This window comes from Streptomyces sp. NRRL F-5650 (assembly GCF_000721365.1).
Lineage (GTDB): Bacteria > Actinomycetota > Actinomycetes > Streptomycetales > Streptomycetaceae > Streptomyces > Streptomyces ardesiacus.
Genome location: NZ_JOGV01000027.1, coordinates 15,516 through 36,677, shown reverse-complemented (window position 1 = coordinate 36,677; position 21,162 = coordinate 15,516). Strand labels below are relative to the sequence as shown.

Annotated in this window: 20 protein-coding genes and 2 pseudogenes; 12 read left to right on the top strand and 10 right to left on the bottom strand. The window is 72.2% G+C overall.

Annotated features, from left to right (window positions below; genetic code table 11):
* Nucleotides 1–78: 78 nt before the first annotated feature.
* The 3 genes from IG88_RS0122685 to IG88_RS0122675 are packed head-to-tail and all read right to left on the bottom strand — an operon-like array spanning nt 79 to nt 2,287.
* A complete protein-coding gene (locus tag IG88_RS0122685) occupies nt 79–858 on the bottom strand; it encodes an SDR family NAD(P)-dependent oxidoreductase (RefSeq protein ID WP_031044174.1) in 780 nt (259 codons plus the stop codon).
* Nucleotides 859–896: 38 nt separating this feature from the next.
* On the bottom strand, nt 897–1,817 hold the full coding sequence (locus IG88_RS0122680; protein ID WP_031044171.1) for an MBL fold metallo-hydrolase: 921 nt from the start codon (nt 1,815–1,817) through the stop codon (nt 897–899).
* Nucleotides 1,817–2,287 (bottom strand): SRPBCC domain-containing protein, encoded by a 471-nt coding sequence (locus IG88_RS0122675; protein WP_051852013.1) that lies wholly within the window; start codon nt 2,285–2,287, stop codon nt 1,817–1,819. Before IG88_RS0122675 ends, IG88_RS0122680 begins: the two co-directional genes overlap by 1 nt.
* A 178-nt stretch (nt 2,288–2,465) precedes the next feature.
* Here IG88_RS0122675 and IG88_RS0122670 point away from each other — a divergent pair, with 178 nt between their 5' ends.
* A complete protein-coding gene (locus tag IG88_RS0122670) occupies nt 2,466–3,743 on the top strand; it encodes a beta-ketoacyl-[acyl-carrier-protein] synthase family protein (RefSeq protein WP_031044165.1) in 1,278 nt (425 codons plus the stop codon).
* Between the two features lie 39 nt (nt 3,744–3,782).
* Nucleotides 3,783–4,994, top strand: coding sequence for a beta-ketoacyl synthase N-terminal-like domain-containing protein (locus tag IG88_RS0122665; RefSeq protein ID WP_031044161.1), 1,212 nt, complete (start codon nt 3,783–3,785; stop codon nt 4,992–4,994).
* Nucleotides 4,995–5,044: 50 nt separating this feature from the next.
* Here the strand turns inward: IG88_RS0122665 and IG88_RS0122660 are convergent, their stop codons facing one another.
* Complete coding sequence (locus IG88_RS0122660) at nt 5,045–6,274, bottom strand: SRPBCC family protein (RefSeq protein ID WP_063760635.1); 1,230 nt, start codon at nt 6,272–6,274, stop codon at nt 5,045–5,047.
* Nucleotides 6,271–7,272: an acyltransferase domain-containing protein gene (locus IG88_RS0122655; RefSeq protein ID WP_037836438.1), complete on the bottom strand. Its 1,002-nt coding sequence runs from the start codon at nt 7,270–7,272 to the stop codon at nt 6,271–6,273. The genes IG88_RS0122660 and IG88_RS0122655 overlap by 4 nt, the downstream gene beginning before the upstream one ends.
* 148 nt (nt 7,273–7,420) lie before the next feature.
* On the opposite strand from IG88_RS0122655, the pseudogene IG88_RS41495 reads away from it, so the two are divergent.
* Together IG88_RS41495 and rfbB are read left to right on the top strand one after the other, a co-directional pair.
* A pseudogene (locus IG88_RS41495) lies at nt 7,421–8,155 on the top strand (alpha/beta fold hydrolase); the annotation flags it as partial.
* A 100-nt stretch (nt 8,156–8,255) separates the two neighbouring features.
* Nucleotides 8,256–9,254 (top strand): dTDP-glucose 4,6-dehydratase, encoded by a 999-nt coding sequence (gene rfbB, locus IG88_RS0122650; RefSeq protein WP_031044154.1) that lies wholly within the window; start codon nt 8,256–8,258, stop codon nt 9,252–9,254.
* 96 nt (nt 9,255–9,350) lie between these two features.
* On the opposite strand, the gene IG88_RS0122645 is transcribed toward rfbB, so the two are convergent.
* On the bottom strand, nt 9,351–10,202 hold the full coding sequence (locus tag IG88_RS0122645; RefSeq protein WP_234332250.1) for a LysR family transcriptional regulator: 852 nt from the start codon (nt 10,200–10,202) through the stop codon (nt 9,351–9,353).
* Between the two features lie 93 nt (nt 10,203–10,295).
* Between IG88_RS0122645 and IG88_RS0122640 the strand changes: the two genes are divergently transcribed.
* The 3 genes from IG88_RS0122640 (at nt 10,296) to IG88_RS0122630 (ending at nt 12,034) form a co-directional block, all read left to right on the top strand.
* Entirely contained in the window at nt 10,296–10,778 is a 483-nt protein-coding gene (locus tag IG88_RS0122640) for a cupin domain-containing protein (RefSeq protein WP_199807488.1), read from the top strand.
* A 63-nt stretch (nt 10,779–10,841) separates the two neighbouring features.
* The gene (locus IG88_RS0122635; RefSeq protein ID WP_031044145.1) at nt 10,842–11,201 is read left to right on the top strand and encodes a DoxX family protein; all 360 of its coding nucleotides are present in this window, start codon (nt 10,842–10,844) and stop codon (nt 11,199–11,201) included.
* A gap of 65 nt (nt 11,202–11,266) precedes the next feature.
* A complete protein-coding gene (locus IG88_RS0122630) occupies nt 11,267–12,034 on the top strand; it encodes a hypothetical protein (RefSeq protein ID WP_031044143.1) in 768 nt (255 codons plus the stop codon).
* On the opposite strand, the pseudogene IG88_RS40290 reads toward IG88_RS0122630, so the two are convergent.
* Nucleotides 12,035–12,987 (bottom strand): annotated as a pseudogene (locus tag IG88_RS40290) (SDR family NAD(P)-dependent oxidoreductase).
* A 7-nt stretch (nt 12,988–12,994) separates the two neighbouring features.
* Between IG88_RS40290 and IG88_RS0122620 the strand changes: the two are divergent.
* The gene (locus IG88_RS0122620) at nt 12,995–13,843 is read left to right on the top strand and encodes a helix-turn-helix transcriptional regulator (protein ID WP_031044141.1); all 849 of its coding nucleotides are present in this window, start codon (nt 12,995–12,997) and stop codon (nt 13,841–13,843) included.
* A gap of 63 nt (nt 13,844–13,906) precedes the next feature.
* Here IG88_RS0122620 and IG88_RS0122615 read toward each other — a convergent pair whose 3' ends face one another.
* Nucleotides 13,907–15,016: a pentapeptide repeat-containing protein gene (locus IG88_RS0122615; protein ID WP_234332249.1), complete on the bottom strand. Its 1,110-nt coding sequence runs from the start codon at nt 15,014–15,016 to the stop codon at nt 13,907–13,909.
* A 412-nt stretch (nt 15,017–15,428) separates the two neighbouring features.
* Here IG88_RS0122615 and IG88_RS0122610 point away from each other — a divergent pair, with 412 nt between their 5' ends.
* Nucleotides 15,429–16,370, top strand: a complete 942-nt coding sequence (locus IG88_RS0122610; protein ID WP_031044135.1) for a hypothetical protein — start codon at nt 15,429–15,431, stop codon at nt 16,368–16,370.
* A gap of 316 nt (nt 16,371–16,686) precedes the next feature.
* On the top strand, nt 16,687–18,528 hold the full coding sequence (gene asnB, locus IG88_RS0122605; protein WP_031044134.1) for an asparagine synthase (glutamine-hydrolyzing): 1,842 nt from the start codon (nt 16,687–16,689) through the stop codon (nt 18,526–18,528).
* Between the two features lie 140 nt (nt 18,529–18,668).
* Here the strand turns inward: asnB and IG88_RS0122600 are convergent, their stop codons facing one another.
* Nucleotides 18,669–18,866 (bottom strand): antitoxin, encoded by a 198-nt coding sequence (locus IG88_RS0122600; RefSeq protein WP_031044132.1) that lies wholly within the window; start codon nt 18,864–18,866, stop codon nt 18,669–18,671.
* An 81-nt stretch (nt 18,867–18,947) separates the two neighbouring features.
* Nucleotides 18,948–19,745: a sulfite exporter TauE/SafE family protein gene (locus tag IG88_RS0122595; protein ID WP_031044130.1), complete on the bottom strand. Its 798-nt coding sequence runs from the start codon at nt 19,743–19,745 to the stop codon at nt 18,948–18,950.
* A gap of 93 nt (nt 19,746–19,838) precedes the next feature.
* Here IG88_RS0122595 and IG88_RS0122590 point away from each other — a divergent pair, with 93 nt between their 5' ends.
* On the top strand, nt 19,839–20,672 hold the full coding sequence (locus IG88_RS0122590) for an AraC family transcriptional regulator (protein WP_234332248.1): 834 nt from the start codon (nt 19,839–19,841) through the stop codon (nt 20,670–20,672).
* Between the two features lie 241 nt (nt 20,673–20,913).
* The gene (locus IG88_RS0122585) at nt 20,914–21,144 is read left to right on the top strand and encodes a hypothetical protein (protein ID WP_031044126.1); all 231 of its coding nucleotides are present in this window, start codon (nt 20,914–20,916) and stop codon (nt 21,142–21,144) included.
* The last annotated feature ends 18 nt before the right edge of the window (nt 21,145–21,162 follow it).

The window sequence follows — 21,162 nt, the reverse complement described above, 5'->3', positions numbered from 1 at the left end:
CGCCATCGCGGGACCGGCCCGCGATGGCGGTCGCGGTCGCACTGTGCCACGGTGTCCGGAGCTCTCCCGACAGTCGGCTCAGTAGTTGCCCAGGCCGCCGCAGACGTTCAGGGCCTGCGCCGTGATGGAGGCGGCGGCGTCCGTGACCAGGTAGCCCACGAGGCCCGCCACCTCCTCAGGGGTGGAGTAACGGCCCAACGGGATCTTGGCGTTGAAGCGCTCATGGACCTCCTGCGCGGTCACGCCCCAGTGCCGTGCGTAGCCCTCGCGGACCCGCTCCGCCATCGGCGTCTCGACGTAACCGGGGCAGACGGCGTTGACGGTGATGCCCGTCTTGGCCAGTTCGAAGCCGACGGACTTGGTGAAGCCGACGACGCCGTGCTTCGAGGCCGTGTAGGGGGCGGCGTACATCACTCCCTGCTTGCCCCCGGTGGAGGCGATGTTGACGATCCTGCCCCAGCCCGCCTCGCGCATGCCCCCGGCCCGCAGCACCTCCCGGGTGACCCGGAAGACACCGGTCAGGTTGGTGTCGAGGACGTCCGCCCAGAGGGCGTCGTCGAGGTCGGCGGTCTCCCCGCCGCCGTTGCGGCCGGCGCTGTTGACCAGGATGCCGATGGGGCCGAAGCGCTCCACGGCGGCCGCGACGGCGGCACGCACCTCGTCGGTCGACGTGACGTCGCAGGAGGACCCGTCGACGTCGTGACCGGCGGCGCGCAGACCCTCGACCGCGGCCGAGACGTTCTTGGCGTCCCGGGCGCATCCGAAGACGGCGACCCCCCGGGCGGCGAGGGTGCGGGCGACCGCCAGGCCGATTCCGCTGCTGACCCCGGTGATGAAGGCGGTCTGGGGACGGGACATGGTCGGATCCTCCGATTCGTCGGGTGCGGACGGGCCGGTCAGGCCGCGCAGGGGGGCAGGCCGCCGTGGAGAGCGACCATGTCCTGGAAGGCCGCCGCTACGTCGATGCGTCCGCCCGGCGGCATTCCCTGCGCCTCGGCGCAGGCCCGGTGCAGGTTGGCGGCCAGCCGCTCCGGGTCCTGTAGCTCGCCGAAGGGACCCAGGTCAGCCGCCCGTGCAGCGGCGAGCGGGGTGCGGCCGGCGCGCAGCCCCTCCCGGGCGACGTCGCCGAGGAGGCGGAGGTACGCCTCGGTGGCGTCCAGTGCCTCGGTGCCGGACACCGGTCCGTGCCCGGCGACCACCACCTCGGGCCGGAGACCGCGCAGGCGCTCCAGCGCCTCCAAAGAGCCCTGTACCGAGCCCATCAGGACGAACGGCGTGACCCGGGACCACACGACGTCCCCGGCGAAGAGCACCTTGCGCTCCGGCACCCAGGCCACCACGTCGCCGGGGGTGTGCGCGGGTCCGACGTGCAGCAGACGGACCGTCAGGTCTCCGGCATGGAAGGTGAGTTCGTCCTCGAAGGTCACGTCGGGCAGTACCAGGGGAATGTCGCCCCAGTCCACCGTCGGCCACAGCCGGCAGAGCCCGTGTCCGGACTCCGCGACGTCGGACCGGGTCTGTTCATGGGCGACGACGGTGGCCCGGGGGGCGAACTCGACGTTGCCGAAGACGTGGTCGCCGTGGAAGTGGGTGTTGACCACGATGTCCGGACCGCCGGGCGCCACCGCGTCCACCGCTTCGGCGAGATGCCGGGCCCGGGCCCGGGTGGCCGCGGTGTCGACGAGGACCGCACGGCCGCCGCAGGCCACCAGACCGGCGTTGTTCAGACACCAGCCGCCGGGCAGTTGTTCACGGGCGTAGACGCCGTCGGCGATCTCCAGCAGGCCGGGGCCGGCGACGGTGTGCGGAACGGCCATCACACCGCCTCGGCGAACCGGGCCAGCGTCTCACCGGGACTCGGCCCGTCCAGGGCCTTGAAGATGCGTTCGCCGTCGCTGTCGCCGAGCCTGTCGAGCCGGGTGTGCGCCAGCTCGACCCGGGTGCCGCCGCCCGGTTCCGGGGTGAAGGTCACCTCGATCTCGCTGGCCCGTTCGTCGTCGGGCAGCGGCCGGAAGGCGCCGTCCACCCGCCAGGTCAGCCGCAGCAGACGCGACGGCTCCCACTCCAGCACCCGGCCCCACACGGCCTCCCGGCCCTCGGCGTCCCACTCGTGGTAGCGGCCGCCTACCCGGGGTTCCATCGCGAGGCCGACCCGCGGCGTGGTGAGGAGCACGTGGGTGGGCGGCCACCAGTCGGACAGCCTCTCGGTGAACGCCCGGAAGCAGACGTCGGGCGAGGCGGCGACGACGACCGACTTGCGTACGTCGGGGATCGCGTGCGGGGCCATCGGTGTTCCTTTCCCGGGAGGGGGCGGTGCTCGGGTGCGGATACCGTCGCCGCGGCTCCTCGACCGCCCGTGGAGCCCCGCTCGACAGCGGGGCGGTCACGGGCGGCTCCGACGCGCCTGGAGCGCGAGTCGAGGGGCGGGCCGCACGCTGCCGCCACCGAACTCTCAAGGAGGTCCCATGGTCCGAGACACGCCCCGCAGGGCAGTGATCACCGGCATCGGCGTGACCGCACCGGGGGGCATCGGGGCCGACGCGTTCTGGCAGCGACTGGTCAGCGGCAGGCCCGCGACCCGGACGATCAGCCGGTTCGACGCGAGCGGCCATCGGTGCCGGGTCGCCGCCGAGTGCGACTTCGACCCGTTGGAGCAGGGTCTGACCCGGCAGCAGGCGCGGCGGACCGACCGCGTGGTGCAGCTCGCCCTGGCCGCCGCGCGGGAGGCGCTGGAGGACAGCGGCCTGACCGTCGACGGCGAGCGCGCCGAGCGCACCGGAGTGGCGCTGGGCAGCGCGGTCGGCGGCACGACCACCATGGAGCAGGAGTACGCCGTGCAGTCCGCCGAGGGCCGCGACTGGCTGGTCGACCCCTCGTACGCCGTGCCGCACCTGTACGACTACTTCGTGCCCACCTCGCTGGCCGCCGAGGTCGCGCTGCTGACCGGGGCGCTGGGCCCGGCCTCGGTGATCTCGACCGGGTGCACGTCGGGCATCGACTCCGTCGGCTACGCCGCCGAGATGATCCGGGAGGGAACCGCCGACGTCATGGTCACCGGCGCTTCCGACGCGCCCATCTCACCGATCACCCTGACCTGCTTCGACGTCATCAAGGCCACCTCCGCCCGCAACGACGACCCGGAGACGGCCTGCCGCCCCTTCGACCGCACCCGCACCGGGCTGGTGCTGGGCGAGGGCGCGAGCGTGCTGGTACTGGAGGAGTACGAGCACGCCAAGCGGCGCGGCGCCCGCATCTACGGGGAGATCGCCGGCTACGCCTCCCGGTGCAACGCCTACCACATGACCGGTCTGAAGGCGGACGGTCTGGAGATGTCCGAGGCGATCGACGCGGCGCTCGACGAGGCCCGGCTGAACCCGGTGGACATCGACTACGTCAACGCCCACGGCTCCGGCACCCGGCAGAACGACCGGCACGAGACCGCCGCGGTCAAGCGCAGCCTGGGCGAGCACGCCTACCGCACGCCGATGAGCGGCATCAAGGCGATCGTGGGGCACTCGCTCGGCGCGATCGGCTCGATCGAGATCGCGGCGTGCGCGCTGTCCCTGCGGCACGGGGTGGTGGTGCCCACGGCCAATCTCGACGAGCCCGACCCCGAGTGCGACCTGGACTACGTCCCGCACACCGCGCGGGAGCGGCGGCTGGACGCGGTGCTCACGGTGGGCAGCGGTTTCGGCGGGTTCCAGAGCGCCATGGTGCTGACGGCTCCGGGACGGCCCGCATGAGCGACGCGCTGATCACGGGCATCGGAGTGGAGCGACGCGCTGATCACGGGCATCGGAGTGGCCGCCCCCAACGGGGTGGGCCTGGAGAACTACTGGGCGGCCACGCTCAAGGGAGTGTCCGCCGTCCGGCCGGCGACGCGCTTCGACACGGCGGGGCACCCGGTCGTGCTCGCGGCCGAGGTCCCCGAGTCGGAGGCGGAGGCCGCCTTCCCCCGGCGGCTGCACCCGCAGACCGACCGGCTGACCCGGCTGGCGCTGCTGTCGTCCGACGAGGCGCTGGCCGATGCCGGGATCGACCCGGCCACGCTGGACGGCTACGCGATGGGCACGGCCGTCACGGGCGTCACCGGCGGGCTGGAGTTCGGCCAGCGGCAGCTCCAGTTGCAGTGGGGCACGGGCTGGGAGTCGGTGAGCCCGTACATGTCGTTCGCCTGGTACTACGCGGTGCACACCGGACAGGTGTCGATCCGGCACGGGATGCGCGGTCCGGGCGGGGTCGTGGTGTCCGAACAGGCCGGCGGCCTGGACTCGCTGGCGTTCGCGCGCCGCCGGGTGCGGACCGGGACGGCGGTGATGACGGCGGGCGGCTTCGACAGCATGCTGTGCCCCTACGGCATGTCGGTGCTGTCGGTGGCCGGCGGAGTGAGCCGGGACGGCGATCCGGCCCGGGCCGGGCTGCCGTTCTGCGCGGCCTCCACCGGCTTCGTGCCGGGAGAGGGCGGCGCCGTCCTGGTGGTGGAGCCCGGTGCCGGGGCCGCGGAACGCGGGGCGCCGCACCGCTACGGGCTGATCGCCGGACACGGCGCCGCGTTCGACCCGGACCCGGCGGGGTCGGGGGGCTCGTCGCGCAGCGGCCTGCTCAGGGCGGCGCGCGCGGCGCTGCGGGACGCCGGGCTGACGCCGGACGACATCGGCGTGGTGTTCGCGGACGGCGTGGGCAGCGGGCCGCTGGACCGGGCCGAGGCGGCCGTCCTGGCCGGGCTCTTCGGCTCCCGGCGGGTGCCGGTGAGCGCGCCGAAGGCGTTGGTGGGGCGGATGCTCTCCGGGGGTTCCGCGCTGGACGTGGTGGCCGCCCTGCTGACCCTGCGCGACGGCCTGATCCCGGCCGTGCCCGGCGTCCGGCGGGAGGACGTCGATCCGCGGGTGGAGCTGGTGGTCGGTGAGCCGCGCGCCGAGCGGGTCGACTCCGCGCTGGTGCTGGCACGGGGGCACGGGGGCTTCGCCTCGGCGCTGGTGCTCACGCGGGCGTGAGCCGGCCGCCGTGGGGGACGCGCAGGGCCCCCACGGCGGCGGTCCGTCGTTCAGGCGGCCTCGGCGACCTGGCGGTTGACGGCGGCGAGGAGGTCCGCCGGGGTCTCCACCTCGGTGGTCGCCTCCTCGGGCAGTTTGACGCCGAAGTGGCGCTCCAGCCGCCCCAGGGTGTCGATCACGGCGAGCGAGTCGAAGCCCAGGTCGACCAGGCGGACGTGGAGGATGTCGCCGGACAGCTCGACGCTCTCGTCGTCTCCGGCCGCGCTCAGCAGGAAGCGCTTGAGCTCGTCGAGGGTCAGTTCGGCCATGGCGGTGTTCCCTTTCGTGTGGTGGTGGGGGGTACGGGGTCGGTTCGCCTCGGCGAAGGCGCGGGCCCGCGCCATGGTCGCCCTGCTGTTGGCGCCGAGCGCCTCGCGTACGGCGGCCCGCGCGGCGGCGAGCGACTCGGGCGGCTCGGGGAGACCGGCGATCCCCTCCGGGTCGAGGATCACCTGGTGCCGGGCCGTCACACGGACGGCGCCGTCGCCCGTCTCCTCGACGAGCCACTCGCCGTTGTGCGCCTGGAGCACGGGCGGCAGTGTCGTCTGCTTGTACACGATCCGCCGGCCCGGCTCGCAGACCCGGCCGGAGACCGTCGTGTGCACGGACCCGTCCGGGGCCCGGGTGTCCATCCGCAGGTGCTGCAGTCCGGGCACGTCCTCGCGTACCTCGACGTGCGCGACGTGCGGGATGCGCTCGGGCCATTTCGCGGCGTCGTAGAGGAAGGCGTACACCTCCTCCGGCGGGCCGGAGACGGTCTCGGTGTCGGCGAACTCGAACAGCAGCTCCGGCTCCTGTCCGGCCCGCAGCACGGCGCGCCGGAGGTTGTCCAGCTCCGCCGTGCTGTTGTGCTCCACGGCCCGCGCGATGCGGGCCAGGCGCGCCGGGTCGTCGTCGACGGCGCGGTAGTGGTGGTCGAGGACGACGGTGCATCCCTCGCCGCGCTCCTCCAAGGTCCAGGAGCCGCCCATCGCGGCCACGGGGTCGCGCGGCCGTTCCTGCTCGAACTCCACGCGGTGCGCGGCCGGGTGGAGCCGGCGGCGCGACTGCCAGGTGCGCAGTTCGCCGTCCGCCATGGCCCAGATACGGATCCGTTCCTCGACGCCGTCCCAGGAAAGGCGCTCGGCGCGCACGGTGGGCGGGAAGTAGAGCGGCCACAGGCCGACGTCGGCGACGATCCGGTAGACGGCGTCCGCCTTCGCCTCGACGTCGATGCGGTGGGTTGCCCGCGTGGTGGTCAAGACGCCTCCTCGTGAGTGTCGGTGGTGGGCAGCAGGGCGGCGCGGGCGGCCGCGACGGCGTGCCGGTCCGCCTCCTCGCCACGCGGCCGGTCGGGCAGCAGCGGCAGGACGGCGCAGCGTCCCTCGGCCACTGCGGGCTTGCGGCGGGCCAGCATGGTGAGGCTGTTGCCGGGGCCCGCCTCCACCAGCACGCACGCGTGGGCGGCCAGCAGGGCGGACAGCGTCGGGGCGAAGTGCACGGTGCGGGACGCCTGCCAGGCCCAGAAGTCGGGATCGCGGGCCTCGCCCTCGGTCAGGACGCCACCGGTGTAGGCGGAGTAGAGCGTCAGTCGCGGGGGCGAGAGCCGCAGCGAGCGCCAGCCGGGCAGGGACGCCTCGACCGCCCCGTCCACGAGCGGGGTGTGGAATGCCTGCCTGGCCAGCACCTCCCGGCACACGATCTCCCGCTCACGCAGGACCCGGGCCGCCCGCTCCAGCGGCTGGGACGCACCGGCCAGCAGCAGTTGGCGGGAGGCGTTCACGGCCGCCAGGTGAACGCCGTCGCGCAGCAGGCCGGACACCTCGCCCACCCCTGCCGACACGGCCAGCATGCCGCCGGGCGGGGTGCTGGCGAACAGCTCCCGGCGTTCGCGCATCATCCGGACGCCGTCGGCGAAGTCGACGACGCCGGCGAGGGTGGCGGCGGCGAACTCGCCCACGCTGTGTCCGAGCAGGGCCACCGGACGCACACCCCACTCCAGCACGGTCCGGCCCAGCGCGTGGTCCACGGCGTACAGCAGCGGCTGGGCCACCGACACGTCGTCGAACGCGGCGAACGGGCGCTCGGCCAGCCACTCCTGCCGCAGCCGCGCGCCGTCCGGTCCGAGCAGCCGGAACGCCTCGTCCATCCAGTGCGTGAACACCTCTTCGTGCCGGTAGAGTCCCGCGGCCATCCGCGGGTGCTGTGCCCCCTGCCCCGGGAGGAGCAGCGCCACGTCCTTGCGGGGTCGTACGGTCACTGCGTTTCCCGCCTCCTCGTCCGCGCGCGTCGGTTTCGTGGCGCCCAGCCTGGCGGGGAGGCGTCGAGGCACGCCTGAGGACGGTTGGAGCGCCGGGGTCGAGTCCTGCTCCACGCCTGTTCGAGGCCCAGGCGGCAGTCTCGCCGCCATGACCCGTGACGCTCAGCCGCCGTCGTCGGCGGCGTTTCACACGCAGCGCCCCACGTGGGCCCCCGCGCCGTCGGGCGACGGAGTGGAACACGCCACCGTGCAGGTGCCGCTCGACTACGCGGACCCCGCGGGCGCCACCCTGACGATCGCCGTCAGCAGACGCAGGGCCACTGATCCCGCCCGCCGCCGCGGCGTCCTGCTGGCACTGAACGGCGGGCCGGGGGGCTACTTCGGGCTCGGCCGGCGCTTTGCTCAGGTGCTGGCGGCCACGCCTCTGGCCGAGGTGTACGACCTGATCGGCTTCGACCCGCGCGGCACCGGCGGCTCCACTCCGCTGCACGCGGAGATCACCCCCCGCCGCACGCCCGTGGACTCGCGTCCGCCGGAGTCCGCCTTCCCCCTGCTCGCCGAGGACGCGCGCGACCGGGAGGAGGGGAACCGGCGCGGCGGCGGGGAGCACCGGCCGCACTTCAGCACCCGCAACGTCGCCCGGGACATGGACGTCCTGCGCGCGGTGCTCGGCGAGCCCGTCATCAACTACCTGGGCTACACGTACGGGACGTACGCGGGCGCCGTCTACGGCGCGATGTTCCCCGAGAGGCTGGACCGCAGCGTCCTCGACTCCTGCGTGCACCCGGACTGGACCTGGCGCGAGCAACTGATGGCCCAGGGCGCGGCACACCGGGCGAACGTCGACGCGTGGGCTCAGTGGACGGCCCGCCGGCGCGGGCACTTCGGGCTCGGCTCGTCGGCCGCGGAGGTGCTGGACGCCGTGGAACGGACCGTGGCGCATGTCGAGACGCTGCCCGACGGGGTGCGGCTGCGAGACGGTCATGCCGACGCGACTGCTCGTAACAGGCGGAGCGGGTTTCATCGGCTCGCACTACGTGCGCACGGTACTCGGCCGGGAGTCCGCCGGCGCGGCGCCCGGTGTACGGGTGACCGTCCTCGACAAGTTGACGTACGCGGGAAACCGGGCCAATCTCGGGCCGGTCGCCAACGACTCCCGGCTGCGGTTCGTGGCGGGCGACATCTGCGACCCGGAGGTGGTGGACCGCGTCGTCCGGGACGCCGACGAGATCGTCCACTTCGCCGCCGAGTCGCACGTCGACAGGTCGCTGGTCGAGGGCGACGCGTTCGTGCGCACCAACGTGCTCGGCACCCAGGTGCTGCTCGACGCGGCGCTGCGCCACGGGGTCGAGCGGTTCGTCCATGTCTCCACCGACGAGGTGTACGGCACGATTTCGGAGGGGTCCTGGGCCGAGGGGCAGCCGCTGAGCCCGCGGTCGCCGTACGCGGCGTCCAAGGCAGGCGCGGACCTGGTGGCGCTGGCCTACCACCGCACCCACGGGCTGGATGTACGGGTCACCCGCTGCAGCAACAACTACGGCCCCTGCCAGTACCCGGAGAAGATCGTTCCACTGTTCGTCACCCGGCTGCTGAGCGGGCTGACGGTGCCCCTGTACGGCGACGGTTCCCAGGTGCGGGAATGGCTGCACGTCGACGACCACGTGGGGGGCGTGGAGCTGGTGCGCACCCGCGGTGCGGCCGGCGAAGTATATCACATCGGCGGCGGTGCCGAGCTCACCAACCGAGAGCTGACCGGCCTGCTCCTGGAGGCGTGCGGCGCCGGCTGGGACCGGGTCGAGCAGGTCGCCGACCGGCCGGGGCACGACCAGCGCTACGCGCTCGACTGGACGAAGGCCCGCAGCCTGCTCGGCTACCGTCCCCGGCGTGCTTTCGCGTCGGCGCTGGCGCAGACCGTGCTCTGGTACCGGGACCACCGTGCGTGGTGGGACGCCGGCGCCCGGGTTGCGAACCCGCTCCAGTGACCTGGGCCGGGTTCGGCGAACGCCGCTCGGTCTGACGGTCAGGCGCGTGGGCAGGGCTTGGGACTCCTGGCGGCATGCATCGAACGCGGCCGGTGCTCAATGACGGTACGCGGCCGCCGCTTCCTCGATGAACGACCGGATCAACGGATTGGTGTCCCGTTCATTGCACACCGCCACCACTCGGCTGGGCTCCATGTCGACCAGCGGCACCACGGTGAACTCGACGGGCAGGTCGTGCCCGAGCGGGGCCAGGCCGACCGTGCCGTTCCACAGCACGGCCTGCAGGCATTCCTGGACGGCACGCACCACTGGTCCCTCGCGCGGCCTCCCGCCGTTCCAGTACGACTGCCAGACGGGGTCGGTGCCCTGCGGGAACTGGAACCAGCGGCGGTCACACAGCTCGGCCAGCCGCAGTCCGTCACGGCCGGCCAGTGGGTCGTCGGCGCGCAGGACCACGCCGACCGGATCTCGCCGCAGCTCTCGCACCGTCAGGGCGGTCTCGTCGAACGGCGCCCTGGTGAGAGCCACGTCGACCAGTCCGGCACGCAGTCCGCACGTCGGGTCGGTCAGGTCGGTGTCGCGGACACGGATCTCGACTCCGGGGTGGTTGCGGCGGTAGGCGGCGGCCAGCCTGGCCACTCCCGGGTCGGTGCCGTCGCCCAGGATGCCGACAGTGATGGTCGCGACGCCGGCTGCCGCTCTCACGCGTCCCCGGACGCGGTCGGCATGGTCGAGCAGTGCCCGTGCCTCGTCGAGCAGCACCGTGCCCACCGGAGTGAGCGTGATGCCGGCCGTCGAGCGGATGAAGAGCAGAGCCCCGACCTCGGCTTCCAACTGCTTGATCGCCCGGCTCAGCGGCGGCTGGCTCATGTGCAGTCGGGTGGCGGCCCGGCCGAAGTGGAGTTCCTCGGCGACCGCCACGAAGTAGCGCAAGGTCCGTAGCTCCACGCTGCAACGATACCCATGCGGTATCGGCTCTGCCGAAGAGGTCTTGGACACCGGCGGGGTCCCGGCGGTGCACTGTTGGACGTGACCGATGAAATGAAGACCAGCGAGCCGCAGGCCGATCCCGCCGTATCGGTGGTGGGGCCCCGTGACGGCGAGACGATCGTTCTGGGGACCACGCGCATGCGGGTTCTGGAGGACGGCAGCCACACCGGACACCGCCTCGCGATTGCGGAGTCCGTCCTCGCCCCGCACACCCAGGGACCGCCCCAGCACCGCCACTCGCAACACGACGAGGGCTTCTACATCCTCTCCGGCACCGTGCGGTTCACCGTAGGGGACGCGGAGCACGACGCCACCGCGGGCACGCTCGTCATGGTTCCCCCAGGCACCCCGCACACCTTCGCCAACCCGAGCGACCAACCCGCCGTCATGCTCAGCACATTCACCCCCGACCTGTATGTGCAGTACTTCCGAGACCTCCAGGAGGTGCTCGCCGACGGCCGGCCGCTGACGCCCCAGGCCAACGCCGACGCGATGAGCCGCTACGCGACGCAGCCCGCCACCGACCTCGACTGAACTCCCCCAGCATTCGACGCAACCGACAGGCCCCCGCATCCCCCGGGGCCGTGAACGGAAACCATGAACCTCGCCTATTGGATCGTCGCGGGACTGCTCGCGCTCTTCTACCTCTACGCAGGCACGCTGAAGGTGATCCGCAGCCGCGATGAACTCCGGCCGATGATGGCTTGGGTCGACCGTATGCCCCTTCCCGCCGTCAGAGCGCTGGGAGGGGTCGAAATACTCGGCGCCACCGGTCTGATCCTGCCACCGCTGACCGGTACCGCTCCGTGGCTGGCGTCGGCCGCAGCCATCGGCTTCGTGCTCCTGCAGGCCGGTGCGATCGCCGTTCACCTGACCGGCGAGGATCGCCGGGTCACACTCAATGCCGGACTCACCGCGGCCGCGGCGGTGACCGTCTGGTTGGCCACCCAGTGGTGATCGCGACCCGTCTGGGCGGCAAAACCGCTGGCCAGGAGGCGTCTTCCTGTGGCAGGGTCCCCGCCGTGACAGAGACCGACAGCATCGTGATCACCCCGCTCGCCGAGCGTCCGTCGCTGCTTTCCCGTATCTACGAGATCGCTGAGACGTGGCCGGCCTTCATACCGCACGATCCGGTGGCCGAAGCCTTGCTGAGCCGGGTGGCCGAGGACTTCCCCCACTACTGCGTAGTGGCGACGGACGGCGACCGCGTCGTCGCGCGGGGCCTGAGCGTGCCGTTCAACGCCGCCTCGGAAGGCCGTGAGGAGATGCCGGACAAGGGCTGGGACCAGGTACTTGTCTGGGCGTTCCAGGACCGGCGCGACGGGCACCCACCGACAGCGGTCAGCGCGTTGGAGATCACGGTGGACCGCGCGTATCTCGGCCGCGGCCTGTCCTACGGGATGCTGGCCGCTCTGCGGGAGGCCGTCGGCCGGCAGGGCCACGACACGCTGTTGGCCCCGGTCCGTCCCACGGCCAAGCACCTCGAACCGCGCGTCACCATGACCGACTACGTACGGCGACAGGGCGACGACGGACTTCCGACCGACCCCTGGCTCCGAGTACACGTCAAGTCCGGTGGCGGCATCCAACGGATCGCCCCGGCATCGATGACGGTCAGCGGCTCACTGGCCCAGTGGCGGCGGTGGACCGGCCTGCCCTTCGACAGCGACGGTGACATCGACGTACCAGGTGCCCTTGTCCCGGTGCACTGTGACACCGCGCATGACCGGGCCGTCTACGTCGAACCCAACGTGTGGGTCCGGCACGGTGTGAAGCCGCCCACCGTCTGATCAGGCGCCGGCGCCGCCGTCGACCGGCAGGATCGCGCCGGTCACGTAGGAGGCGCGGTCGCTGAGCAGCCACGCGGCCGCTTCGGCGATCTGGCAGGGCTCGGCCATCCGACCGAGCGGGATCGTCGCGGTCATCTGCTCGACGATGCCGGGAGTCGCCGCCTCCCAGGCGTCGATCATCTCCGTGGAGGTGCCTCCGGGGGTGATGCCGTTGACCCGGATTCGGTCGCCGGCCCAGTTCACCGCGGCAGTCTCGGTAAGGCTGTTGAGTGCGCGCTTCATCGCGCCGTAGGCGGGCAGGGCGGGATTCGCGCGGCGGCTGCCGATGCTGGAGGTGTTGACGATCGCCCCGCCACCGCCCCGGCGCATGAGCGCGGCCTCGGCGGTCATGGCAGTCCAGTGCGCACGGAAGTTCACGGCGAACTGCTCGTCGATGTCCTCCTCGGTGGTGGTCTCGACCGGGCCGACCTGCCGCTGAGGAACCGCGCCGTTGTTGAAGGCGCCGTCCAGCCGCCCGTGCAGCGAGTCGACTTGGCCGACGGCGGCGCGGACGCTCGCGGGGTCGGCGAGGTCCAGGGTGACGGCGTCGGCGACGCCGTCGTCGGCGCGGATCTCCTTCACGATGCGGTCCAGGGCACCGGTGCTGCGGGCGGCGAGCACGACTGCGGCGCCCTCGGAGGCGAAGAGCCGGGCGGCGGCCGCTCCGATGCCGCGGCTGGCGCCGGTGATGAAGATGGTCTTGCCGTGAGCAGGCCGATGGGTGCACGGTCGGGGACGTACGTCGTGTTCGTGGTGCTCGTTGTGCCCGTGGTATTCGTGTGCGTGGTGTTCGTGTGCGTAGCGTTCGTGTGCGTGGTGTTCATGGTGTTCGTCATGGCAACAGCGTCCGGCCGGCTGCCGAGCGGATACAGGCACAGGCTGTACCAGGATCCGCCGCCGGTCCGCGCGCACACTGGTCGTATGGACAAGCAGGAACTCGGGGCATTCCTCCGCAGCCGCCGCGAGCGGCTCATGCCACAGGACGTCGGTCTCCCTTCCGGCCCACGCCGGCGCACACCGGGTCTTCGCCGCGAGGAGGTAGCCGTCCTCGCGCACATCTCCACCGAGTACTACGTCCGCCTCGAACAGGGCAGGGCACCACGCCCGTCGGGCGACGTCCTGGCGGCGATCACCGGCGCGCTGCGGCTCACCGAGACGGAGTCCGACCACCTGCACGTCCTCGCGGGCACCGCGCCGAACCGCACCGGACTGCTCCGGCGCGACGTCCGCCCGAGCATCCTCGCACTTCTGCAACGACTGCCGCAGACGGCCGGCTTCGTGATGTCCGCCGCCTTCGAGGTCCTCGCATGGAACGATCTCGCGGCCGCGCTCATGGAGGACTTCGACCCGCTCACCCCTCAGGACCGCAACCTCGCGCGCCGGGCCTTCCTCAGCCCGCAGCGCGCCCGTGCGACGCTCTACGGGCTCTCCGACGCAGCCGAGTTCCGGCTGAGCGTCGTGACGCAACTCCGCACCACCCTGGCCCGCTACCCCACCGATCCCACGGTGACCGGTCTCGTCGGCGAACTCCGCGACGCCAGCCCCGACTTCGCCCGTCTCTGGGAACGGCACGACGTACAGACCGCGCCGACGCTCACCAAGACCTTCAGCCACCCGGCCGTCGGGGAAGTCACCGTCGACTGCGACGTCCTCGCGCTCACCGACCGGGACCAGTACCTCGTGCTCTACACCGCGCCGCCGGGGTCTCCCAGCGCCGAGGCCCTGGCCCTGCTGAACGTCCTGGGAGCGCAGGCCAGTCACTACACGTAGACACCGAGACCGGTGCGGGTGCGGGTGCGGGTGCGGGCCGGAACGGCTGCGGACACGACAGGGCTATGGGAGTCCGGCGGGCAGCCTCGTATCCGCGTCGGTGCGGGCCGCATCGAGCTGCTTGCGCGTCAGGTTCTTCACGTGGGACAGGTCTGCGCCCGTCAGGTCCGCCTCGGCCAGGTTCGCGCCCTCCAGGTTGACGCCGTCCAGGATCACGCCCACCAACGGTGTGCCGTGGTGTTCCTCGTTCACCGTGCTCAGGTCGGCACCTTTCAGATGGGCACCGGTCAGGTCCGCGCCGGTCAGGTTCGCGCCGGAGACCCCGGCGGACGCGCTGGTGAAGTCCACGCCTTCGAGATTCGAACCGCTCAGGTCCGCGCCTTGCAGATCCGCACTGCGCAGGTTGGCGTCTTCCAGGTGCGAACCGCTCAGGTTCGCGCGGGACAGCCGCGCACCGCGCATTTCCGCGGAGCGCAGATCGGTACCGGAAAGCTCGGCCTCGGTCAGGAACGCGTGCCGCAGATCGGCGGCGAACAGCTTCGCCCCTCGCAGGTCTGCCTTGTCCAGGAACGCGCTGGACAGCCTCGCAGTGGTCAGGTCTGCGTTGCGCAGGTCGGCGTTGCTCAAGTTGGTGGCCCGCAAGTCCGCGGAGGCCAGTTTCGTGCCCCGCAAATGTGTGCCGCGCAGGTCCGCCTGGGCCAGGAGCGCAGGTTGGTGGGGAACCTGCCGCCCGATCTCGGTTCCGGAGAGCCAGACCGAGCGAAGGTCCAGTCGGAAGTCGCCGTCGTGAGAGGTGTCGCGGGTGGTGAGGACGGTAAGGGCGGCGCTGACGTCTGCCGGGACGTCCTGGCCGTGCGCCGGCGGTTTCGTGGCGTGGAGCCGGATGTACGTGGCGAGGACGTTGGCGATGGTCGAATGGTCACGGGGAGAGTCCTGCATGATGCGCTCCAGGGCATAGACGCCGCCCAGACGCACATCCATCTTGTCCGCACCAAGATTGCTCACCGCCGCGGTGTAACGGTCGGTGATCTGCCCCTCCTTCATCAACGCCCGCTCTTGGCGCGCCTGGTCCATTGCCTGTTGAGCCTGGACGTTGGAGTACCAGAGGCCGGCCACCGCCACGGCAGACGCCACCAGAACCGACACCAGCTCGACACGCCGTGCCCAGTCCATGCCTCCCGACCCGCTCCGCGGGCCGCGCCCCGCCGCTCGCAACCGGCTGCGCACGAGAGTGGACCGGGCGGGTCGGCGCAACCGCGGACGGCGTGAGGACCTTGGCGTCATACGGACATTCGATCGCGGACGTCGGCCCACCACAACCGTTGAGGCCGTGGCGGCTTCCCGGTTCGTTCCAGCGATGTCCGCTCGCTTCGAGTGCTGGGGCAACCTCACCGTCGCCGCCGGACTCGACGTCTTCCGCGAACGCCCCGCCCCACCGGCAGCACCGGGCGCCCACTGCTGTACTTGTAGAGATTCACGGGCAGTTGACGCATCACCACACGAAGCGGTCCGCGTTCCGGCCGGGTCACCGAACTCGCCTTCGCCCTGCCGGGACGCGGCGCTCATCACCTGAAGGAGCAGTGACGTGCGCGCACGGGGCATCAACTACGACACCGGGTTCCTCCCCGGGCAGGACCTCTCCCGCAAGACGTTCGATCCCGAAGCGGTCCGGCACGACATGGCGGTGATATCCGACGAGTTGCACTGCGACGCCGTACGCGTCTCGGGCCGCGATCCCGAACGGCTGAGCGTCGCCGCCCGGTGTGCGGCAGCCGCGGGCCTCGAGGTGTGGTTCGCCCCGTTCCCCGTCGACCTTCCCGCCGACCGGCTGCTGCCGTTCTTCGCCGACTGTGCCGGCCGGGCCGAAGCCCTACGACGTGGTGGCGCCGAAGTCGTCTTCGTCGCGGGCTGCGAGATGACCGCGTTCTGCGGCGGCTTCATGCCGGGCGAGACCTACGGCGACCGACTGCGGACCATGGCCGGGGCGGACATGGAATGGTGGAACGGCCTCGGCCCGGTACAGGAACGGCTCAACGCCTTCCTCCCGCAGGTGGCCGCGACGGTACGCGCCCGCTTCGGCGGCCTCGTCACGTACGCCTCGGCGCCCTGGGAGTTCGTCGACTGGCACCCGTTCGACCTCGTCGGCGTCGACGCCTACCGTGCCGCGTACAACGCCGACACCTTCCGGTCCGAACTGCGGGGGCACCGCGCACACGGCAAACCCGTCGCCGTGACCGAGTACGGCACCTGCGCCTACCGAGGCGCGGGTGAGCGCGGCGGCTCGGCCTGGCAGGTCCCCCACGACGCGGTTCCGGACGAGGACGAGCAAGTCCGCTACCTCACCGAACTGCTGGACGCCTTCGAGGAGGAAGGGGTGGACACCGCGCTCTGGTTCACCTTCGCCGGCTACAGCAGGCCCGGAAGGGCCGACCTGGGCTCCTACGGCGTGGTCCGCATGCTCGACGAGAGCCGGTGGGAACCGAAGAAGGTGTTTCACGCGATGGCTGCCAGGTACCGCCGCGACTGAGCGACGGTTCGACGCCGGCGCCCCGGTCCGGGGCGCCGCCGGACCGGGTGGTTGGGGAAGACTTTGCGCGTGGCCGAATCCACGCGAACCGCGCCCTGACTGAGGGCGACCGACGGTATCGCGCTCGCAAAGGATGGCCGAAAACGGAAGATGCCCTGTATACGTTCCGTCGCGGCCGCGTTGACCTCGCTTACTCCGGTGTCGCACGCTCGAAATATAGATGGAACCTACAACTGGTTCGTCGTCGATGCGCTCGCAGTCGCAAAACGGCTGGCATTGGCGAGGTCGTCGGCGGGCCGGACTCAGGAGGTTGCGTATGTGCGGCATCACCGGCTGGGTCTCCTTCGACCGCGATCTCGGCACCGAGAGGGCGGCACTGGACGCGATGACCGAGACGATGGCGTGCCGCGGGCCGGACGACCGCGGCGTCTGGACGCAGGGGCCCGCCGCGCTCGGTCACCGCAGGCTCGCCGTCATCGACCTGCCCGGCGGCCGACAGCCGATGAGCACCGAAACCCCCCACGGCACGGTCACGCTCGTGTACTCGGGAGAGACCTACAACTTCACCGAACTCCGCCGTGAACTCGCCGACCGCGGGCATCGTTTCACCACCGGGTCCGACACCGAGGTGGTGCTGCGCGGCTACCTCGAGTGGGGTGACGCGCTCCCCGAGCGCCTCAACGGCATGTTCGCCTTCGCGCTGTGGGACGGCCGCGAGGACAAACTGGTCATGGTCCGCGACCGCATGGGCATCAAGCCGCTCTACTACCACCCCACCGCGGACGGGGTGCTGTTCGGCTCCGAGCCCAAGGCGATCCTTGCCCATCCGTCGGCCCGCCGCCGGGTCCGGCTCGACGGCCTCAGGGAACTCCTCACCATGATCAAGACGCCCGGTCACGCCGTCTGGGACGGCATCCGCGAGGTCGAACCCGGCACCGTCGTCACGGTCGACCGCTCGGGCCCGCACCGGCGTCGCTACTGGGAGCTGGAGACCCGTCCGCACACCGACGGCAGGGACGCCACGGTCGAGCACGTACGCTCGCTCCTCGACGACATCGTGCGCCGCCAGCTCGTCGCCGACGTGCCCCGCTGCACCCTGCTCTCGGGCGGACTGGACTCCTCCGCGATGACCGCCCTCGCCGCCCGGCAGTTGGGTGAACGCGGTGAGAAAGTCCGCAGCTTCGCCGTGGACTTCACGGGGCAGACCGAGAACTTCGTCGCCGACGAACTCCGCGGCACCCCCGACACCCCCTTCGCCCACGACGTCGCCCGCGCCTCGGGCACCGACCACCAGGACATCGTGCTGGACGCCCGGACCCTCGCCGATCCCGCGATCCGCGCCGAGGTCGTCCGCGCCCGGGACCTGCCGGCCGGCCTCGGCGACATGGACGCCTCCCTCTACCTGCTCTTCCGGGCGATCCGCGACCACTCCGTCGTGGCCCTGTCCGGCGAGTCCGCCGACGAGGTCTTCGGCGGCTACCTGCAGTTCTTCGACGAGGAGGCACGCCGCGCCGACGCGTTCCCCTGGCTGGTGTCGATGAGCCGCCACATGGGGGAGGACACGGATGTGCTGCGCCCCGACCTGGCGGCGGAGCTGGACCTCAGCACCTACGTGGCCGACGGCTACCGCGACGCCGTGGCAGGCATCCGGCGCCTGGACGGTGAGAGCGACTTCGAGTACCGGATGCGGCGGATCTGCCACCTCCACCTGACCCGCTTCGTACGCGTGCTGCTCGACCGCAAGGACCGCGCGAGCATGGCCGTCGGCCTGGAGGTCCGCGTCCCCTTCTGCGACCACCGGCTCGTCGAGTACGTCTACAACACTCCCTGGGCGCTGAAGTCCTTCGACGGCCGGGAGAAGACACTGCTGCGCGAGGCGACCGCGGACGTGCTGCCGAAGTCCGTGTACGACCGGGTCAAGAGCCCTTACCCGGCCACCCAGGACCCCAAGTACACGGCAGCCCTGCAGGACCAGGCCAGGGAGCTGCTCACCCGCTCCGGCCACCCCGTCTTCGACCTCGTCGACCCGGGTCGGCTGCGGCGGGCCGCCGAGCGGGAGGCGCCGACGAGCAGTCAGGCGGGCAGGCGCGGCCTGGAACGGGCCCTGGACCTCGCCCTCTGGCTGGACCTCTACCGGCCGGAGCTGGACCTGAGCTGAACGAATCGCCCGTGGGCCTGTCCCGCCGGCGCGGGGCTCCGGGGGCGGCCCAGGGGCCCGGCGGACCGGTACTCGGCGCGGGAGGCCGGCCGGACACCGGGCGGACACCGCCGGGCCGCTCGTACGGAGGGGAAGGGCCGTCAGTCCTTCCTGTCGCCCAGCTTCCCGATGTAGTCCTGGGCCTTGTCGACGGCGGCGTCGATCTTGTCACTGTGCTTGCCGCCGGTCTTGTCGTCGATGAGGTCGCCGGCCTTCTCCAGACCACTGCTGATCTTGTCGCCGTGCTCCTCGGCGACATCCTCGAGCTTGTCCTTGAGGTGCTTCAGGCTGTCGAACATGAACCGTCCCCCTTCTACAGGGCTGTAGTAGTCAGGTTCTCATGATCTCATCCACGCACGGCCCTGGCGGACGCCCGGCGTTCACCGCACCATCGCGAGGGCCACCGCGGCGAGCAGCGCGACGTACGTCCAGGCGTGCAGGCGGTCGGGGAGGCCCGGCGGGCGTCGGCGCAGCACCGCGATCACCGGCAGGGCGCCCAGGAGCAGTGCGCCGGCCGCGCGCAGGTCGACGAGGCCCACCAGGGTCACGTCGGCCCGGGTGCCGACGGGACCCCCGGAGCCGGCCAGGAAGACGGCGGCGGCCGGGAGGGCGATCGCGAGGGTCAGCGGGTTGGCCAGCGCGGTCGCCACATGCATCGTGTGCCCGGCCCGCCGCATCGCGGGGACGGTCATGACGCTGCCCCCCACCCCGAGGAAGGCGGCGACCGCGCCGACGGGTGCACCGACGACCGCCGGCAGGGGGCGCGGGACAGCCGGAGCTTCCGCCGCCGGGGCGCGCGGGCGCAGGAAACCGGGGCGCAGCAGCAGGTCCACGACGGTGAGGACGACGTACGCCACGAACGCCCAGCGGATCAGCCAGGCCGGTGCATGGCGGGCGGTCAGCGCGCCGGCCGAGGCGCCGGCGCCCAGCAGGAGGAGCAGCGGGCCGCTGCCGCGCAGGACGCCCAGTACCCGCCGCGGCGTGACGGCGGTGGCGAAGGCGGCGTTGGCCACCATGACCAGGGCCGAGGTGGCCGTCGCCACCCGCATCGCGTCCGCGCCGAGCGCGGAGTCCGCCCACACCACGACGGGGACGGTGACGAAACCGCCGCCGAACCCGAACAGGACGGTGGTCACACCGGTCAGGAGCCCGATTCCGAGCAGAGCCACGAATTCCACACGGGTCACTCCACCAGTTCGGCGGCGGTGCCCGCATTCGATGTCCGGCACGAGACTTTCGCGACCCGGCCAGGACGGCCGTAACCTGGCCGGGTGAAGAACGTCCCCCTGGCCGACGTCGACGCGGTGGACCGGGCCGTGCTGCCGATCGGGACCGACTACCCGCCCGGGCACCTCCTGGACTGGCACGAGCACCGGCGCGCTCAGTTCCTGTACGGCGCCACCGGAGTCATGGTGGTCGACACCGACGACGGCACCTGGACCGTACCGCCCGAGCGCGCCGTCCTGATCCCGGCCGGTACCCGGCACCGGGTGCGGATGCTGGGCGTGAGCACCCGCAGCCTGTACATCGAACCGGACTCCGTACCGTGGTGGCCCGACACCTGCACGGTCGTGGACGTGCCGCCGCTCCTGCGTGAACTCCTGCTGGCGGCCGTGGAGTTCGAGGCCGACTACAGCCTGGCCGGGCGCGACGGCAGCGTGGCCGACCTCCTGCTGCACGAGATCGCGGCGCGCGCCCCGCTCCCGTTCCACGTCCGCATCCCCGCGTCCGCGGATCTGGCCACGCTGTGCCGGGAGTACCTGGCCGCCCCGGACGCCGGCGTCACCAATGCCTCCTGGGCGGCGCGTACGCACCTGAGCGAGCGGGCGTTCACGCGGCGCTTCCGCGCCGAGACGGGCGACAGTCCGGCCGTCTGGCGGGGCCGGGCACGCCTGCTCGCGGCGGTGCCGCTGCTGCGGTCCGGCTCGGTCAGCGAGGTCGCGGGCCGGCTCGGCTACGCCTCCCCCGCCGCGTTCACCGCCGCCTTCACCCGCACCTTCGGCGTCCCGCCGTCCCGGTTCACGCGGGGGCACCCGGGGCGGTCCCACCACACGGGAGCCGATTGGCTCGCCGTCCGCGAACCGAACGCCCCGGCTGCCCGCTGACACGCACCCCCGGTTGCCCGCCTCCGTCGGCACCGACGGGTCCGCGGTGGACCGGGACCGGGGATCTGCGCATCGGCACCGACGGACTCACCGTCGGGCGGGTGGCCGCCGATGCGATCGCCGCCGATGCCGCGGTGCCGATGCCGTGGTCCTCCTTGTCGGGGCAGTGAGCGACGGCACCGGCTTTCCCGTGATCCACCTCACGACACTCGTAAAGTTGCGCAACCCATAAACTGTCGCCATGGAGACTACGGAAGCGACGACCTGGGAGACCGCGGTGCTCACGGGGGGCCCGGTCGACGGGGCGCACATGAAGGTGACGGGGCGGCCCTGGGTGATCCAGGTGACCCGCCCCTGCGCGCCGGACGACGTGCCCGACGGAGTGCGCGTGGAGGCCGTGTACGTCTACCGGCGCGACGCCCGGGTGAAGGACCAGCCGCTGCGGTACGGCTTCGACGCGGCCAGTCCCTGATCCGGGGTCGCGCCGCCC